The sequence below is a fragment of the Aureisphaera sp. genome (assembly GCF_059726885.1).
Genome location: NZ_AP041051.1, coordinates 3,715,891 through 3,733,266 on the forward strand (window position 1 = coordinate 3,715,891; position 17,376 = coordinate 3,733,266).

Sequence of the window (17,376 nt, forward strand, 5' to 3'; positions counted from 1 at the left end):
TGTAAACTTTAGTTATATAATTTACAATTAAATCTTTCTACTATTTCATAAAACTCCCCCATCCCCCCAAAGTGATACATCCTGCTTAATAATTTTTTTTCATTTTGCAATCGTTTAAAAATAGTTGCTTATTTCCATAGCCAAATCCTTGTTACTTTTTCCTATGTAGTTTAAAAACATTGCTTCACTACTATGCCCTGTAATATAGATTAAATATGAAGTAGGAATTGTACCGTAAAAATTGGTTGCAAACGAACGTCTTCCGATATGTGAGGTAACTAATTCCCACTTAGGATATTTTCCTGATACTTTCCGTATTCCGTTATCAGTTCTTAGTTGTTTTCCACCTTGTACTTTTTCATTTAATTTGGCTTTCTCACAAACAACTTTAATGTAATCATTATAACGTTGATCTGAAATGGAGCGGGGAAAGTTTCCGTTTCTTTTATCAAGTATATGCAACACTTTATTATGAAGTGGAACGGTCATTACTTTATTGGTTTTCTTTTGAGTAAACTCTAACAGACTTTTGCCGTTTTCAAGCCGTATCATATCCTTAGTAAAGCGCAAAAAGTCTGAAATACGTTGTCCCGTATAACAACTTATTATTAGCCAATCACGAGCATTTTCTAAATAGTCGTATTCTAATTTGGCTTTTTCTATTGCTTCCAGTTCCTTAAAGCTTAAATATATTTTTTCTGCTTTCACTTTTTCCAGTTTAAGGCTATCTAATTGCGGGTCTGTTTCAAGTCCTAAATATCGAGCGTGTTTACAAAATGTCTTTATAAATGTGAGTTCTCTTTGTATTGTGTTTTGAGCATAGCCCTTTGATTTTTGATAGGCAACAAATTCATTTTTGAAGTTGTCATTAATTTTCTTAATAAAAATTGGGGATTTCCGCTTTATCTGCATCCTCTCCAATTTATGTTTGATAACATTGTACTTTACTATTGAAGTGGGTTTAATCTCATGCTTACGATAATCAATATAAAAATCAATGTATTCAATTAGGGTAATAGGAATTTCAGCCAGTTGTTGAGGCGGATTGTAGTACAATTCTATCTGAAGTTTTAACCAATCTTTTGAAATCGATTTCAGATCTGTTCCTCTGAACGCTCCCAAAACGTGGTTTTCAATATTGTTTAATTCTGTATTAACTTTCAGCTGCTTATTGGTTACTTCAATATCTTTCGGACGTTTTTGAGTGTGTTCTTTTGTAAAGTAATGTTTTGATACCTCAAACTTAGTTCTTGCGCCGAAAACATAATCCTTGTCGTTGTAACGAAATAGCAATCTTAGAATAAGGGGTGCACTTGCCTTAGTAGAGCGGTACAAGAAATTAATAGTTGCCATTATGTAATGTATTTGAGCAATACAAATATAATATTTTTGTACGGCATTTGTACGGCTATTATCAAACCAATCAAAAACAATACAAACCAAACAAAAATTGAATTATACTCTTAAAACCCTATTATTATTGGACTTAAAATTCCTTTGTATTATTTAAACGGGTTGGGACTGTAGGTCAATTTGCACCTTTGCGCTCCCTCTTTCTCCGCAAGCAAAACGCTTCACCGAAAGGTGAGGCGTTTTTTTATTCACCGAAACGAAGAAAGCTTGCTTTTGGTAGTGAACGTGAATAAAAAAGGGAATCGCGAAGCGATGCGTTTTTGCTTGCAAGTCTCCCCTTTTGGGATCACGAGCGAAGCGAGTAACCCCATATTGCATTGTTGGCTACCAATAAAGTAGCGGCAAAGCCAATTCTACCCTATCCCCTTTCTTGCCAAGCCATAAACGCAGGAAGTCTCTACCAAAAAGGGTTTTGTATCGATAAATCCCTATTGGGAGGTTTATCTATTAACTTTAATATTTCATCTATAAAATACGGGTAGTGGTATATCCCTTTTTTTTGCTGTTTTAGGCTGGTCTACTTTTGGGCCATAGCTAAAAAACATGAAAAAGACCCTCCCAGTTCTCCTTTGTTTAAGTGTTTTCCTCACCTATGCCCAAATGCCCAACATGGCATCGGGCGATATAGACATCCTAACTTCAGAATTTGGCCTGGTACCCGATTTAAACGGTACCAGTATTGAAACCATAGGCGTACAAGGAAACCTTATGAAACCCATAAAAAAAGGGATGTTCGGAGTGAGCATAGGCTATAAACAATATAAATTGTCCTATGACGAAATGCCTGCGGTAGTCTCATTGCACACCTATGATAAATTTCAGCAAATACGCACCAACCTCATCTACAGGCGTGAGCTAAAAAACAATTGGGGGCTTATGCTTTCGGCTGGGGTAAACCTCACCTCTAATTTTGAGGATGGCATCTCTACCGAGGATCTGGTCTACACGGGAATCGCCGCCTTTACCAAGAGATGGGGCGACTGGAACCGGAATACGACACTTATGTTCGGAGCCCTGTATGGCACCCAATTTGGGGAACCCATGGTCCTGCCCATGATATCTTTCAGTCAACGGCTTAATGATCAATTTAGTTACTCTATAGGGCTACCCCTAACGGGATTGTTTTACACGATTGATAAAATGCACAGTATCTCAGCCTATGCAAGACCAGAAGGATTCTTCGGAAACAACTCGGCAACTGTATTTGTCTCCGATCCCGGAAGGTTCGTTACCAATAGCAAGTTACAGTACAACATCGTAAAAACAGGTATTTCGTACCGCTATAGATTTACCAAATACCTCTCCGCTACCCTGGATGGTGGATTCATTCCGCTGTCCACATTAAAAATTGTGGATGAAGATGTGAACGACATCTACGATTTCGATCCCGGATCTGGAGCTTATTTCTCCGTAGGCATCCGTTTGGGAATGCAACGTCCTGCTACAACGCCTAAAACTCAGGAAAGTAAAAACTAACCTTTTTTGTGGCAATCATGGCCCTTCAATTTAATCAAGCTGTTAACGCACTAATGACCGTTGCAAGGGCAGCACAAATAGAGAATTAACTTGTTGCCTAGAACAAAAAAGCCCACAACTTTCGTTGCGGGCTTTTACTTTTATGAATATGTTTTAAAACTAGTCCAGTGTATAGATTTTAACCTCGCCAAAAGACAGTCCCTTTTTAACGTCGGGAGAACCCGTATACCCCACAGAAGCTTCTCCGTAAGCCGTGATCTTTATTAGATCTGAAGTATTTAGCTCGAACTCTGCCTCTCCATAGGCCGTGAGCCTACTTTTACGATTTTCGATTTGGGTCATGTCTATTTTACTTTCCCCATAAGCCACGATCTTTTGTTCCCCAATACTTCCTGCATTGACCATAAGTGTACTTTCCCCATAAATGGTCGTATGCAATTCCTCCAATTGAAGTTCTGTAAAAGAAACCTCGGACTCCCCATAGATTTTCAATCGTAATTTTTCCTGCTCGATAGGGCTTTGAAAGGTCATGTCCTCTTCTCCACGTAGCGAATACTCATCTACAGCTATGTAAGTAATGGTGGCCGTTACCTGTGTTCCCTTATATAGTGGGCGCTTCATTTTTCTTCCATCTACATACACCTTTTTTTGTTTCGGAATGTTCTTGGTTCCGTCTAGGTAAACCCTCAACGTTTTTCCTTCCACTTCAATATTCAGTTTAGAATCATCTACCAAAGAATTTTCTATGGTAACAGATTCGGTCTCTCCCTGTACAAAGGTTACTTCTATATGTGGGCTAACGATTACTTTATCGAAAGAGTCCACGTTTACAACCTTTTGGGCAAAGGCTGTGCTCATGGCAGCGATCAAAAATGCTGCAAAAAATAGTGTTTGTTTTTTCATAATGGTGTTTTTTGAATGATGATTCTACCTGTAGGCTGCCCTACTGTGATTACTCTATAGATTCAAGTATTTTCAAAACGTTACACTTGGGCATGTTTTATTTATGACCCTGCGACATTTCCGAAATAATTCACAACCATTTTTTCCCAATCATCTTTTCCTTCAAAAAGTCTAAGTCTTCCATAGATCCCATGGTCACCCTTGCCCAATTTGGTTTGGTAGGCCAACCTCCCGCCAATAGGATTTTGTACGACCACATGAGGCTTTTGTATTCCTTAAACTTAGTCACATCGAAATACACAAAGTTCGTGTGGCTTTTAACATAGGGTAAGTTCAACTCATTGAGCAAGGCATAAAACATTTCTTTAGCCTGTTCATTATACTTTCTGGATTGGTGAATGAATTCCTGATCCTTCAGTGCCGTAATTGCCGCCCCTACGCTCAATGAATTAGGCATATTTCCCGGGAACCCCAAAGTAAATTTTGTTTCCAGTTCTTTGATCAATTTTTTTGGGCCCATCATAAAACCTATACGAAGTCCAGCCATGCCATAGATTTTGGAAAATGTCCTTGTAACCAACACATTATGCCCTTCTGCAATTAAGGGTGCCATAGTGTGCGTTTGCCATGATTCTAAATAATGGATATAAGCCTCATCAATGAGTACTGGGCATTTCTTTGAAACCAGCTTGCAAAAAGATTTTAATACGTTAGGGTCAACACTCGTTCCTGTAGGGTTGTTGGGATTGCAAACAGTAACCAGACTTGTCTTGGAGCTAACCTTGGATTCCATAGCATCCAAATCCATCTTAAAATCATTATTCACTTCTACGGGTACGACACTTGCTCCCAATTTCCTTGCAAACAACCCCACTACATCGAATGTTGGGCTAGGAACTACTATTTCTTCCCCTTTGCTTCCAAAATGTGTAGCCATCCAAATTAATGGCTCGAAAGATCCATGTCCCAGCAGGATATTTTCTGGAGACACCCCTTCTTGATGTGCGATTAAACGCTTTAGTTCTGTATGATCGTATTCATGAAAAGTAGCATATCGATTGCTTCTTCCCACTAGGGATTTAATGGTCTTTCTAACCTCTTTACTTGGGCCATTGTGGTTTTCATTGTAAAGTAATCTTCGCACATTTTCGTCGAAGGGGTTTTCTGTTTCCAAAAGGGATTTGGGTTGAATTGCTCCAAAACCATTGAATGCTAAAGTGCTTATTCCGGCTGTAGCCAATGTAGATTTCTTAATCCACGTTCTTCTGTCTATTGTACTCATAATTTGTTTTTGAGTAAATAAACAGTAAAGTAGTTCGAAAGGCTATTGAAAACATGTTTTCAAAAATGGTTTCTCGAAAAATTAACGAAACCTAGATCGGTATTCCGTAGGGGTTTGATGTGTCATTGCTTTGAATGCCACATTAAATGTAGATAGGTTGTTGAATCCAGAATCGTGTGCAATACCAATTATTTTGCTTTCCGTGTTTCTCATTTCCAGTAGCAATTTGGCTTCTTCAATACGGTACCCATTAATATAGCTTGCAAAGTTTTTGTTAGAATGTCTGTTGATGATTTGCGAGACCTCCCGCGGGGGTAAATTCATCATTTCTGCCAACTTCCCTAAGCTTAGGTTAGGATCTAAGTACAATTTGCGTTCCCTGATAATGTGATCCAGTTTTTCCATATGCCCTACTCCCTGATCGTATGACATCTTCGAAATTCTGTATTTCTCAATGCCGTTCAATGAAAAAATCTCATGTCTATTAAATGCCAAATAGGTAAGGAAAAAAATAAGGAACGAATACGACATGGGACCTGCCATATACATAGGTATAAGGCCCAAGAATATCAAACTATAAACCAGCCAAATACTGCCTAGGGCCAAAACCAAATGCAAATACCAGGATTTCATTTTTTTGTCGCACCGATTCATGTGCATACGGTACAAATGAATACTCAACACCGCATAGCATGCGGCTTGTAACAAAATAATGGTATAGCTGTAATACCAAAATGTACTATCCTTTGTGTTAGGAATAACCGCAGAAAAAAGGACATATACAAAACTGGGGAGAAAATGCAATAGATGCTTGGCCTTAATCCTTCCCAAGGACCTATTTAACGATGTACCATATAAATAAAGAAGCGGTCCTACGGCAAGGTTCGCAGCTAATCCAAGATTCTTTATAAACAATGGCAATTCCATAAAGTTATAAAAGACAGATTTTGCGATTCGCAATGCGAGGAATAACAATAGCAGGCCCAAAATGGTATTGTGTCTCTTTTTGCTCTTAATAAAAATGGTCCCGAAAAAAAAGCTAAGGCCTAAACCCAAACTACTAATCACCGATACCAAAACCACATGTCCCATACTTAATTGATAGACTTTGTAGCCCAAATTACTAATTCGAGCTGTATATCTATTTTAAATTTATGCTAATCTTATTGAAAATTAAAGATCACCCCTGACACCCTCTGTCACTCGCCCAAATAATTTTGCAGTAGAACAAATTTTTAAAAACAACATAATCATGAAAAACGCAATTAATTGGTTTGAAATTCCTGTAAGTGATTACAATAGGGCAAAAAAGTTTTATTCTGAAGTATTAGGACAGGAAATTATTGATCATGACATGGGTGACAAAGATATGAAGTACGGTATCTTTCCTTATGACATGGAAAATAACAAGGTCGGAGGTGCCCTACTAGAAATGGAAGGAATGAACCCCTCGGCAGATGGCTCTACGGTCTATTTAAACGGTGGTGACGATCTGAACGTTCCCTTGGCTAAGGTAGTAGGTGCGGGAGGTACTGTAGTCATGCCTAAAACGGACATTCAAGAAAACGGCTTCATTGCACAGTTTATTGACACGGAAGGTAACCGTGTCGCTCTACACTCTATGGGATAACCCCCATGCATAGCGAATCCTGAAAAGGGTTCGCTATCTTTGTTTTATGTCACAATTATCCCGACTCATATCGATCCTCACCTTGTTAAAATCGAAGCGATTGTTGACCGCTTCTGAACTGGCCGATAAATACAGTGTAAGTGTCCGCACCATTTATAGGGACATACGAAAACTAGAGGAGGCTGGGATTCCTGTATACTCTATTGAAGGTAGGGGCTATAGTTTGGTCGAAAACTATACGGTGGCTCCCGTACAGTTTACCGAAAAACAAGCCAACGCATTGGTCACAGCGCAGCATTTGGTAAGTCAATCCAAGGATACTTCATTTGTGAACGACTTCAACGATGCACTTACAAAGATTAAATCCGTCTTCAGGACTACTGTTCAGGAGAAAAGTGAATTGCTCAGTGACAAAATTTTTGTACTTAACTGGGAATATGAAGAGTTTTCCAGTGATGCCCTATCTGAAATTCAATTGGCCATTACCCACTTCAACTATGTTGAGATTAATTATCAAAAAGCAAACGACCCCCATGTTTCCTTCCGAAAAATAGAACCCTGTGCCATGTATTCGGCTTTTCACAAATGGATTCTCATCGCTTGGTGCCATTTAAGAAACGATTATCGGGCCTTTAGGATTGATAGGATAACCCATTTCAAAATACTTCAAGATTCCTTTGAAGATAGAAAATTCAGTATTCAGGATTATTTCGCTAACTGTCCCTTCGATGACAAATAATGCCATGGGCATTCTCAATCTTCTTTCCATTTCAATTCTTTTTTAGCGGCTTTTTAACACAGTTTGTAACTCCCTCAATTATAGCTCTATTTAATGCCCGTGCCAATATTTCCACACATCTAGAGTTAATTAATTAATCATAAGCTGTAACGATTTAAAAATAAATGGGTCTTTACAACAACATCATCAATCAACTACCAATAAATGAAAACTCACCTATTCGCAGTATTTGCTCTATTCCTTTTTTTCGGGGCTGCTGCACAAGAAGTACAGGAAGCTCCTGAATCGGAGGGCACCTTAGAGACTATTGAGAAGAAAACGCTTCAGATCGTAAGAACCGAAACTGCACCTAAAATCGATGGTGTATTAGATGACGAAATTTGGGCCAATGTGCCCGAGGCCAAGGATTTCACACAATTTAGACCCGATATGGGCGTAAAGGATACCGATTCTATTAAAACCATTGTGAAATTAACCTATGATGACCAGGCAATTTATGTAGGAGCCTATCTTTATGACGATCCCGCACTTATTGCCAAGCAGTTATCGAGCCGTGACAACTTTGGGCAATCAGATTTTTTCGGATTCATCCTTAACCCCAATAACGACGCTCAAAACGATACCGAATTTTTCGTATTTGCATCGGGCACGCAGGCCGATGCCATTGCCAATCCCAGCATTGGAGAAGATTTTGGGTGGAATGCCGTTTGGAGCAGCGCAGTACAGATTAACGATGACGGCTGGGCTGTAGAAATGAAAATACCTTACCGTTGCTTGCGTTTTGACAACAAGAACCTAGAAACTTGGGGTGTTCAGTTTCACCGACGCTTTAGAAGGGATGATTCTCAATATACCTGGAACCCTATCGATATTTCAAAAGGGAATATCGGATTGTACCATGGTGAATTAAAAGGGTTATCCAATTTAGATCCTCCTATACGAATGGCCTTTTATCCATTTGTCTCTACCGTTCAGAACAGCTTTGACGGTGAATTGGAAGATAATTATAATGCTGGTTTGGATGTGAAATTCGGAATTACGGAGAACTTCACTTTAGATGCCACATTGATCCCTGATTTTAGCCAGGCACGTTTCGACAATGTTTCCCTAAACTTAGGGCCCTTTGAGCAGACGTTCTCCGAACAGCGGCAGTTTTTTACGGAAGGCGTGGATTTATTCAATAAAGGAAACCTATTCTTTTCCCGAAGAATTGGAAGCGCCCCTAGTACGAGCCCGGATGTATCAGATGATGAAGAAGTTTTGGACATGCCACAAACAGTGAAGGTCCTGAACGCGGTAAAAGTGTCGGGACGTACTAAAAATGGGCTTGGTCTCGGAATATTTAACTCGATTACCGAAAGCACCAATGCTACGATTAGAAACACTGTGACGGGTGAAGTACGGGAACAGGAAGTAGAACCCTTTGCAAATTATAATATTCTTGTAGCCGACCAACAATTTAATGGAAATTCCTCTATCGGGCTTATTAATACCAATGTACTAAGAAGTGGTTCTTTTAGGGACGCCAATGTTACTGGAATTGTTTCTAGCATATCGAACAAACGCAATACCTATAACATAAGAACCGACCTTAAAATGAGTAATGTAAGGGATGCGGGAGAAACCACTACGGGATATAGTTCTTTCTTTTTTATAAGGAAAACCCACGGGAATCTTCGGTATAGTTTTGATCATAGGTACGCGGATACCGAATACGATATAAATGACATCGGATTACAATTTCGAAATAACTTCAACAATTTTGGTGTCGATGCCAGTTACCGCATCTTCGAACCTACCGAAAAATGGAACAGATATGCCGTTGGAACCTATGTGAACTATACACGATTGGCCAGCCCTAGTACATTTACGGGATTCGGGTTCGGGTTTTGGGCCAATGGTACTACCAAAAAACTGCACCGTGGCGGATTCAACATAAATTTGCAGCCTGGAAGGCAATTCGACTACTTTGAACCCAGAAAAGAGGGTAGCTTCTTTATTACCAAAAATGGGGCAAATGTGAATGGATGGTATCTTTCTAACACCAACAAAAGGCTTTCTGTAAATGCATGGACTGGTGTTGAAACCTTTTTCGATGAGGACCGGGATTATGGTAATTGGTGGTTAGGCTTCAGTCCAAGGTTTAGGATGAACGATAAATTTCAACTATCCTATACCGTTTCCTGGGACTACTATACGGGCGACCGAGGTTATGTAACTCAAGTAGACGACGATGTAATTATTGGAGATCGTAAAAGATTGGAAGTGGAACAAACTTTCAATACCAGTTTCAATTTTAACCCAAACAATACCTTGGCACTTACGCTTCGTAACTATTGGGGAACCGTAGAATACGATCGTCAATTATTTTCCCTTCAGGATGATGGGTATGTTACCAATGAAACGGGCTATACAACTACGACCATTCCAGATAATCCAGATATTAATTTCACCACATGGAACTTTGATTTAAGTTATTCTTGGCAATTTGCCCCAGGGAGTTTCCTTACGGCCTTATATAGAAATCAGCTTGCCAATTTCGACAATGCTGCACGTGACTCCTACCTAGAAAGTATCGACACACTTTTTGAGCAACCCATTACACATACGGTTTCTGTAAAACTTCAATATTTCTTGGACTTTAACCAGGTTCCTTCCCTACTTAGAAATAAGAAGAAGGTTAGAGGACCACAAGACATTTAATCATGTATTGTTTTCAATCATTTTTAAGTAATTAGCCACTGTAGATAAAGAAGAGGTGCCCAAACAGTATGGGCACCTCCGGAAACAATTGAAATTCGTAATTAAACTTCAACTAAACAGTCCATACTAACACTAGGACTTGAATCTACTTCTTATTTGTTCTTTCAAAATGGGTATGACCTCGTCTTTGTACAATTTCATTTGCTCTTCGGACAATATGGATTGAAATTTTTGGGCTTTAGATTTATTCATGTCCTTTAGGCGTCCAACTTTGGAAAACTTGGAACCACTTTCATTCATAAGATTGATTTCTTTTTCAGCGTATAACTTATTGAGCGCATGTACCTGAATTTCCTGCGCTTCGCTCAATCCTAGTTTTTCCGTCATTAACCCCGTTTGCTCCAAAGCAATTTCATCGGCCTCCTTCTGAACTTGAGCATAGCTCATTGCAGTTCCTTGAAGTATAAATGCCATTATTAAAAGGTAAAGTTTCATAGTTTATATTTTAAATTAATCGATTTTTCGTTGTAAGAACCACACATCGGATAGGGTCAGGTTTATATTGAAAAGATGTGAGTTTTCTTCAATAAGGATTCCATCTATCTGTCCCCTGTTGGCATAACTATAAGAAAGGTTGAATGTGGAGCCTTTCTTGCCAAACGGCAGACCTATTCCAGCAGAAAAAGTATAACTGGAAACATTAAAGTCGTTTACCTTGAGGTAACCCGAATCGTACTGAATACCTGCCCGATAATTGATACGCTGCCAATAGGAAAAACCCCTTTTGTTAGGGATGAGTTCCATTCCGAATCCGAAGATATCCTGATCTACATATTCCCCAATGGTATCCTCCTGATTGGTTGCTCCCCAGTTTTTACGGGTGTAGTCCGCATTAATCGTAAGGCCTTTTATATGGGTAGATGTAGCTCCCAAACCATACTCAAGTGGCAACTGAAAACTATCTATTTCAATACGCGTTTCGTCTTCTACCAAAATGGGGCTGAAGTCTAGGGTCTTTAAAACAATTCGATCCTGAATTCCCTTTAATGTTACTGGAAAATCCATTACGGCACCAAAGGCAAGGTTTTCAAAAGGGTTGTACTGTACCCCAATACCAAACTGAAACCCATTGTAATGGCTTTTTTCATCTATGGAAAGAAAATCGTCATCCAATTCAATGCTTTCTGTTTCTTCCACATTGCCAAATAAATAAGAAACGCTAAGGCCAGCCCTAAATTTATCGGACAGGCTCCTTCCATAATCAAGGCTAAGTTTGTTGATACCACCCGACCCTAACACATTACTGGTAAAATTTCCAACACTTCCCTCAATATTGGTCTCAATTCCTATTAAGGAATACCCCACATTAGTTGCTGGGGTAAGCGTAAGACCTACTCCCCATCTCCCACTGGGATTAAAACCGATCGCAACATTCGAAAAATTAGCTGCGATCCTTCTCTCGTCATTAGAACTATTGGCAACCGAACTAATCTCCGTATTCATACCTATATCGAACAAGAAACTCTTGATAGAAATAGCGCTGGCCGCAGCAGGGTTATATGGATTTACCACAAACCCTTCTTGATAGGCTATACCCGTTTGAGCGAAAGCATTGAATCCCGATAAATTGGAATTGCTCTGCACTCCCAAGCCGAACAGGGAATAGGGAGATCCCGTAAGGTTATTGGTTTGACAAAAAACACTACATCCACAAAGACAACATAGTGTTACAAAAAGAATCTTGTTATTCGTCGTAGATGGCATATATAATAATTAGTTTGGCTGTTAAGTCTTCACTCTCTTCCCCATTTATGATCAATCTATCTACACTTCGTGTGAAGCCTGTGGGGTAAAGGGCCAAAGCATCATCAATCTCAAAGTCCTCCGACAATTTACCGTCTATGTACGGCCGTACAGGGATTTCGTAAAAATCGGCATTGAACTCATTGTCTTCATCATTAAGCAATCCATATACGGGTGCCGCATTTTCCGATAATGGGCCCACAAAATCATTGTTCTGATCCAATCTTCCAATGCTTAAGGAATCGGGTAATGCCAAGTTTCTATCCAGCGTTTCTGAAGGTATCCTAAGTTGCAAAGTTGCATCCAATAGGGTGCCTGTGCCGGGGATATTGTTTAATTCTTTTATACTTGGAAATTGCAGGCGTATGGCCAACCCACTCCCACTTTGTGTAAAACTTCGATGATTTGAACTTGTAGAAAGGAGTATGGTTTCGGGATCGTCTAAGTTTTCAAAAAAGGTTCCACTGAAGTCGGTATTGATATTGTTGAATTTTTTTTGATTGGTGTTATTGGGGTTTACAGGTATGTCATAGGTAAATTCCTCCACGCCAAACTCATCCTCCACTTTGTAGAAAAACCGGAGGTACGTTCTTTCGAAATCACTCAAAAACCCAATCACCGAAGAATTATCATCCGCCCCGGGTTGCAGGGTTAGTCCGTGTAACTCTTCTATGAATTCGGTATTATCATCAATCCCACCATCCCGAATGGCTTCAAAAATCTCTTCCCCAAAGGCAAGGGGTAACGTGATTTGGAGGGAATCTTCATCCCTAGGTTCAGGTCGGTACGTTTTGGTTGCCAGTGGAACTGGGTCGAAAGGAATCGTTGAGGTATTGTAAAATAACTCGTCTTCGGGCTTTACATCATCTAATAGACGATGTACGTTTATTTGAGAAACCGCTGTGGTATCTCCATAAAAGTAGGTGTCGTAGCCCAAAATTAACGCAATACTATCTAACTCACCCTCATCCTCTACACTGAAGGTTCTGGGAATCATTTCAAAATAGCTCGAAGCTCGAACCTGTCCGAAATATTCGTCACCGTAACTTCCAACCAATAACCTATCATTCCCGTCGACTATAATACTATCGAATTTAAATGTGGAAAGCTCCACATCGAAAGTATCTATAGATAGTACCCGAACATTAGAATCGGTAAACTCCTGACCAATTTCGAAAGTAGGACGCTCCTCGGCATCCGTGCTACACGCCACAACTGCGAGACATAGCAATAAAGTGATAAAAAAGTATTTCATGATATTCTTAACTCGACACAAATAAAAAGGAAGCTTTACAGCCAAGAAACTGAAATAGACAAAACTGCCGTATTTGTAGACCAACCCAACATTTTAACAGAACTGGACGGGAAACGGGGTTGGTAGATTAAAAAGCCCGCTTGGTCTAGTGAAATAGGATAATGGTAGAGTTCATTTTTTCTCGATCCCCCTTCGTTCTACTTTGCCGAAAATTACAGGAATAAAGATGATAGATCCTGTAAAAAGAAGAAGTGAAACCCAAGCATAAATTTATGATTTACAAAAGAATGAAAGCAAACAAATTAACTTTTGCACTAGTGATTATGATGTCCCTATCGCTCATAAGCTGTGGCGATGACGATGACGATGACAGGGTAGGAAACTGGGTGGACCGTTCCATTTTCGATGGTACCCCCAGAAGTAATGCGACTGCATTTACCATTGGAAATTTAGGGTATATGGGAACAGGCTACGATGGGGACGACTATTTAAAGGATTTCTGGGCGTATGACATAGAAGGAAATTTTTGGGTCCAGCTTGCCGATTTCCCCGGTTTAGAGCGAAGCGCTGCATCCTCATTTGTTGCAGGCAATCGCGGATACATGGGAACTGGATTTGATGGTGATAATGAACTTGAGGATTTTTATAGTTACAATCCCCAAAACAACACATGGACACAAATTGCGGATTTTGGTGGTGGATTGCGAAGAAGTGCCATTGGTTTTAATTCTGAAAATACTGGCTATGTGGGAACGGGTTTCGATGGAGACAATGACAAAAAAGACTTCTGGAGGTATAACCCAACCAATGATACCTGGACTGAGTTAATTGGTTATGGTGGTTCCAAAAGACGGGACGCCACAACCTTTGCCATTGGTACTACAGTCTATATTGGTACAGGGATTTCTAACGGAGTCCTAGAAGACGACTTTTGGGCATTCGATACCACTAATGAAACTTGGACCGAACTGGATCCCTTGGATGAGGAAGACGATTACGAAATTGTTCGATCAGGAGCTAGTGGATTCACCATAAACGGACGTGGATACATAGCTTGTGGAAACCAAGGTGCTGGTGCCAGTAAAACAGTTTGGGAGTATGACCCTTCCAATGACAATTGGGAAGAAAAAACCCCTCTGGAAAAAACGTCTCGTGAAAATCCCATTTCATTCTATACAGGTTCCAGAGCCTTTATCGCTTTAGGTAGAAGCGGTACGCTCTATTTGGATGACAGCTTTGAGTTCTTCCCATTTGAGGAAGAAGACGAAGACGATTAATTATTGTTTTGTTGATTATTTTGTTTGATTACGAGCTGGCATTGAGATTATACGTCACGTTTATGGTTGTTAGACGATAATTTCTTGTCAGTTCTTTTCACCTCAGTTATGGAGAAAAATATATCCTACGTACGTGCGGTTTCCATTATTTTTATGGTTGTGGTTTCTTTGACGTTGCTTGCTACAAATTACCTTAAAGATGATGAAACGACCTATAGAAGTGAAATAGCACAGCTTTCGGATTCTCCACATTGGTATTATGAAATTTATGAAAATAATAAGCTTATCATTAAACAAAAGCACATTCCTGGAGTCAAAGGTCTTCAGGGGTTTCAATCTCAAGACGAGGCGAGAAAGGTGGCATCTAAGGTGATGGAAAAACTAGAAAACGGTAATTTCCCAACCATTAGCCCCCAAGAGCTTGAAGAATTAAGTATTACCTTTAAAAATCAGTAATTTGATGCTTTCTAAAATCCGTTCTTTTGACCAATAAATCAACTTCCCTAAAAGAGTTTTGGATACATGTAATTGCTTGGGTATGCCTTCTGTCGTTCCCAATAAGTTACTCGTATGCACAAATTGGGGAATTGGATCTGAACATGATCCTGCGGTTTACCGTAAATGGGCTGGTTTTTTATATGAATTGCCTAGTCCTGGTTCCTAAGCTGCTCCTAAGAAAAAAAATGACGTCTTACATTGCGTTATCCATAGTGTTACTCACTGCAGCCCTTCTTATTACCGTTAATATTAACATTCCTACAGGCTATCGAGGATTTCATGAATTTATCAACCAAAAGGATATTCCCCGACCCATGTGGCAATTTCGATACGTCATTGCCGTAATGATATCTTTCGCCTTTTTCCTTTTTGGCGGGACCATTGCTTTGGTGAAGGACTTCTATAGAAGAGACAAGGAAGTAAAACAAAAGGAAATTCAGAAAACGGAAACCGAGTTACGGTTATTGAAGAATCAACTTAATCCCCATTTTCTGTTCAATTCCCTTAATAGTATCTATTCCTTAGTTCGGAACAAGTCGGACGAAGCACCCGAGGCCGTTATCACTTTATCGGAGCTTATGCGTTATATGTTGTACGAAGCTAGGGAAGAAAAAGTGCTATTGACCAAGGAAATTAACTATATTAAAAACTATATAGCCCTGCAACGGATCCGTCTTTCTAACAGTGAACATGTCACCCTTGCCATAAAGGGAAATTATGAAGATCGTAAAATATACCCCTTGTTGTTGATCTCATTCATTGAGAATGCCTTTAAATACGGAACCGACTTCAAGGGAATTACGGATATTGCCATTTCCATAGAAGTTGTAAGTAACAAGTTATCATTTCGGGTAAACAATTTTTTGGGAAATTATAAAAAGGACGAAAAAAGTTCGGGGATTGGGCTTAACAATATTAAAAACAGACTGGAATTGCTCTATCCTAGATCTCACAGTTTAAGGATTACCAAGGATGACAAAAGGTATTTTGTAGACCTAGAATTAATTTTATCGTAGTATGAAGTGTATCATCATAGATGACGAACCATTGGCGCTTAACGTTATAAAATCCTATTGCGAAGATATGGGCACCCTAGATATTGTGGGCACCTTTACAAATGCTGTAGAAGCCATACAGGTGATACAATCTGAAGAGGTTGATCTGGTCTTCTCCGATATCGAGATGCCACAAATTAATGGGATTGAATTTATAAAAGCATTGGATAAGAAACCCCTGTTCATCTTTACTACTGCCTATCCTCAATATGCCTTGGAAGGCTTCGAGCTAAATGCAGTGGACTACCTTGTAAAGCCCATACCCTTCTCAAGGTTTTTGAAGGCCGTTAACCGAGCCAAAGAAATCCTTCATTTAAAAAATAATGCTAAACCGAATTTTGATATGAATTTCTCACCCGCCTATGGAACCACGCCTGTGGAGACCAAAACCTATATGTTCGTTAAGTCCGAATATGACAATGTGAAGATTGAATTTCAGGAAATTAAATACGTACAAGGGTTAAAGGATTATTTAAAAATTCATACCACCAGAAGTAACAAACCCATTCTTACCCTCATGAGTTTTAAAGCAATGCAAACCCATTTGCCCACCGAGAATTTTTTCAGGGTACACAAATCCTTTATTGTAAATATCCACCGTATAGATTCCATCCAACGAAGTAAGATCATTATTGACGATATCCGCATCCCAATTGGGGAAAGCTACAAAAGCGATTTTTACAATCGAATTGGGTTATAGTATGCCCTATGATAGTCTTTTTGGCAAAAAATGCTAACCAGCGCTAAAAAACTTTCCATATTTTGTGATAAATAATTGCCTTGAAAAAAATATTTGGTATTCTGCTAATCTATGTGATACTGGGAGTCACCTATGCGATTCTATTCAGTATTTATCTCAGTTTTTCAAGTTTACCCGGTGGTGAAGTAGGAATGATGCCAATTTTAATCTTAATGGTTTGTGCGATTACGATCGTAATTTCTACCATTATTCTTCTTTTGCTAAAGTTATTCAAGTACAACCTTAGTTATACAAAAGCAGTAGTACTTTTTTTTATTGTTTATTTTTTACTGGTTGGGTACGAGGTTGTTGAAAATCTTATCGAGGACTGGAACGATCCATATGTTCAAATCAACATATCCCTAATAGTTATAGCATTGATTTTATGGTTTGCCTCCATGCTGATCACAAGACGGCTAGATCTTAACATGACTATTGAAAGTGCCACGAAAAAAGATGGCTCCTGATGTGAAATTAAAACCATCCTTCCAAAAATTTCGTAGATACATTATGAAACCCAACAGTTAACAATGTATTTACACAAAAAAACACGCTAAAATCTAATTTTGCATGTGGTTTTTTTGACCCAAAAACAAGGTGTTT

At 39.2% G+C, this 17,376-nt stretch carries 16 protein-coding genes; 9 read left to right on the forward strand and 7 right to left on the reverse strand.

Going from position 1 to position 17,376, the window contains the following annotated elements; all coding sequences use genetic code 11:
- Positions 1-114: 114 nt before the first annotated feature.
- Positions 115-1,353, reverse strand: coding sequence for a tyrosine-type recombinase/integrase (locus tag AC6JAD_RS16700; RefSeq protein ID WP_461303813.1), 1,239 nt, complete (start codon positions 1,351-1,353; stop codon positions 115-117).
- A gap of 603 nt (positions 1,354-1,956) precedes the next feature.
- On the opposite strand from AC6JAD_RS16700, the gene AC6JAD_RS16705 reads away from it, so the two are divergent.
- Positions 1,957-2,889 carry a DUF6268 family outer membrane beta-barrel protein gene (locus AC6JAD_RS16705; protein ID WP_461303812.1) on the forward strand — a complete coding sequence of 311 codons (933 nt, stop codon included), beginning with the start codon at positions 1,957-1,959 and terminating at the stop codon, positions 2,887-2,889.
- 159 nt (positions 2,890-3,048) lie between these two features.
- Here AC6JAD_RS16705 and AC6JAD_RS16710 read toward each other — a convergent pair whose 3' ends face one another.
- The 3 genes from AC6JAD_RS16710 to AC6JAD_RS16720 all read right to left on the reverse strand — a co-directional run bounded on the left by AC6JAD_RS16710 (position 3,049) and on the right by AC6JAD_RS16720 (position 6,166).
- Entirely contained in the window at positions 3,049-3,792 is a 744-nt protein-coding gene (locus AC6JAD_RS16710) for a GIN domain-containing protein (RefSeq protein ID WP_461303811.1), read from the reverse strand.
- A 130-nt stretch (positions 3,793-3,922) separates the two neighbouring features.
- Complete coding sequence (locus tag AC6JAD_RS16715) at positions 3,923-5,074, reverse strand: pyridoxal phosphate-dependent aminotransferase (protein ID WP_461303810.1); 1,152 nt, start codon at positions 5,072-5,074, stop codon at positions 3,923-3,925.
- 81 nt (positions 5,075-5,155) lie between these two features.
- Positions 5,156-6,166, reverse strand: coding sequence for a helix-turn-helix domain-containing protein (locus AC6JAD_RS16720; protein WP_497865770.1), 1,011 nt, complete (start codon positions 6,164-6,166; stop codon positions 5,156-5,158).
- A gap of 160 nt (positions 6,167-6,326) precedes the next feature.
- On the opposite strand from AC6JAD_RS16720, the gene AC6JAD_RS16725 reads away from it, so the two are divergent.
- From AC6JAD_RS16725 to AC6JAD_RS16735, 3 genes are all read left to right on the forward strand, one after another.
- On the forward strand, positions 6,327-6,704 hold the full coding sequence (locus AC6JAD_RS16725; protein ID WP_461303808.1) for a VOC family protein: 378 nt from the start codon (positions 6,327-6,329) through the stop codon (positions 6,702-6,704).
- 46 nt (positions 6,705-6,750) lie between these two features.
- Complete coding sequence (locus tag AC6JAD_RS16730) at positions 6,751-7,443, forward strand: helix-turn-helix transcriptional regulator (RefSeq protein WP_461303807.1); 693 nt, start codon at positions 6,751-6,753, stop codon at positions 7,441-7,443.
- Between the two features lie 204 nt (positions 7,444-7,647).
- Complete coding sequence (locus AC6JAD_RS16735; RefSeq protein WP_461303806.1) at positions 7,648-10,146, forward strand: DUF5916 domain-containing protein; 2,499 nt, start codon at positions 7,648-7,650, stop codon at positions 10,144-10,146.
- A 132-nt stretch (positions 10,147-10,278) separates the two neighbouring features.
- Here AC6JAD_RS16735 and AC6JAD_RS16740 read toward each other — a convergent pair whose 3' ends face one another.
- The 3 genes from AC6JAD_RS16740 to AC6JAD_RS16750 are packed head-to-tail and all read right to left on the reverse strand — an operon-like array spanning position 10,279 to position 13,204.
- Positions 10,279-10,641 carry a hypothetical protein gene (locus AC6JAD_RS16740; protein WP_461303805.1) on the reverse strand — a complete coding sequence of 121 codons (363 nt, stop codon included), beginning with the start codon at positions 10,639-10,641 and terminating at the stop codon, positions 10,279-10,281.
- 15 nt (positions 10,642-10,656) lie between these two features.
- The gene (bamG, locus tag AC6JAD_RS16745) at positions 10,657-11,910 is read right to left on the reverse strand and encodes a BamG family beta-barrel-assembly machinery protein (protein ID WP_461303804.1); all 1,254 of its coding nucleotides are present in this window, start codon (positions 11,908-11,910) and stop codon (positions 10,657-10,659) included.
- Entirely contained in the window at positions 11,891-13,204 is a 1,314-nt protein-coding gene (locus AC6JAD_RS16750; RefSeq protein ID WP_461303803.1) for a DUF4270 family protein, read from the reverse strand. Before AC6JAD_RS16750 ends, bamG begins: the two co-directional genes overlap by 20 nt.
- A gap of 287 nt (positions 13,205-13,491) precedes the next feature.
- On the opposite strand from AC6JAD_RS16750, the gene AC6JAD_RS16755 reads away from it, so the two are divergent.
- The 5 genes from AC6JAD_RS16755 (at position 13,492) to AC6JAD_RS16775 (ending at position 17,240) form a co-directional block, all read left to right on the forward strand.
- Complete coding sequence (locus AC6JAD_RS16755; protein ID WP_461303802.1) at positions 13,492-14,481, forward strand: Kelch repeat-containing protein; 990 nt, start codon at positions 13,492-13,494, stop codon at positions 14,479-14,481.
- 108 nt (positions 14,482-14,589) lie between these two features.
- On the forward strand, positions 14,590-14,937 hold the full coding sequence (locus tag AC6JAD_RS16760; protein WP_461303801.1) for a DUF4907 domain-containing protein: 348 nt from the start codon (positions 14,590-14,592) through the stop codon (positions 14,935-14,937).
- A gap of 26 nt (positions 14,938-14,963) precedes the next feature.
- The gene (locus AC6JAD_RS16765) at positions 14,964-15,995 is read left to right on the forward strand and encodes a sensor histidine kinase (RefSeq protein ID WP_461303800.1); all 1,032 of its coding nucleotides are present in this window, start codon (positions 14,964-14,966) and stop codon (positions 15,993-15,995) included.
- 1 nt (position 15,996) lies between these two features.
- Positions 15,997-16,734 carry a LytR/AlgR family response regulator transcription factor gene (locus AC6JAD_RS16770; protein WP_461303799.1) on the forward strand — a complete coding sequence of 246 codons (738 nt, stop codon included), beginning with the start codon at positions 15,997-15,999 and terminating at the stop codon, positions 16,732-16,734.
- Positions 16,735-16,814: 80 nt separating this feature from the next.
- Entirely contained in the window at positions 16,815-17,240 is a 426-nt protein-coding gene (locus AC6JAD_RS16775) for a hypothetical protein (RefSeq protein ID WP_461303798.1), read from the forward strand.
- Positions 17,241-17,376 lie beyond the last annotated feature (136 nt).

Excerpts from the sequence above, each read along its gene's own strand:
- AC6JAD_RS16705 (WP_461303812.1), top strand. The coding sequence starts at position 1,957 with ATGAAAAAGACCCTCCCAGTTCTCCTTTGTTTAAGTGTTTTCCTCACC.
- AC6JAD_RS16725 (WP_461303808.1), top strand. The coding sequence starts at position 6,327 with ATGAAAAACGCAATTAATTGGTTTGAAATTCCTGTAAGTGATTACAAT.
- AC6JAD_RS16715 (WP_461303810.1), bottom strand. The coding sequence starts at position 5,074 with ATGAGTACAATAGACAGAAGAACGTGGATTAAGAAATCTACATTGGCT.
- AC6JAD_RS16735 (WP_461303806.1), top strand. The coding sequence starts at position 7,648 with ATGAAAACTCACCTATTCGCAGTATTTGCTCTATTCCTTTTTTTCGGG.
- AC6JAD_RS16760 (WP_461303801.1), top strand. The coding sequence starts at position 14,590 with ATGGAGAAAAATATATCCTACGTACGTGCGGTTTCCATTATTTTTATG.
- bamG (WP_461303804.1), bottom strand. The coding sequence starts at position 11,910 with ATGCCATCTACGACGAATAACAAGATTCTTTTTGTAACACTATGTTGT.
- AC6JAD_RS16750 (WP_461303803.1), bottom strand. The coding sequence starts at position 13,204 with ATGAAATACTTTTTTATCACTTTATTGCTATGTCTCGCAGTTGTGGCG.
- AC6JAD_RS16730 (WP_461303807.1), top strand. The coding sequence starts at position 6,751 with ATGTCACAATTATCCCGACTCATATCGATCCTCACCTTGTTAAAATCG.
- AC6JAD_RS16710 (WP_461303811.1), bottom strand. The coding sequence starts at position 3,792 with ATGAAAAAACAAACACTATTTTTTGCAGCATTTTTGATCGCTGCCATG.
- AC6JAD_RS16770 (WP_461303799.1), top strand. The coding sequence starts at position 15,997 with ATGAAGTGTATCATCATAGATGACGAACCATTGGCGCTTAACGTTATA.
- AC6JAD_RS16755 (WP_461303802.1), top strand. The coding sequence starts at position 13,492 with ATGAAAGCAAACAAATTAACTTTTGCACTAGTGATTATGATGTCCCTA.
- AC6JAD_RS16700 (WP_461303813.1), bottom strand. The coding sequence starts at position 1,353 with ATGGCAACTATTAATTTCTTGTACCGCTCTACTAAGGCAAGTGCACCC.
- AC6JAD_RS16740 (WP_461303805.1), bottom strand. The coding sequence starts at position 10,641 with ATGAAACTTTACCTTTTAATAATGGCATTTATACTTCAAGGAACTGCA.
- AC6JAD_RS16720 (WP_497865770.1), bottom strand. The coding sequence starts at position 6,166 with ATGGGACATGTGGTTTTGGTATCGGTGATTAGTAGTTTGGGTTTAGGC.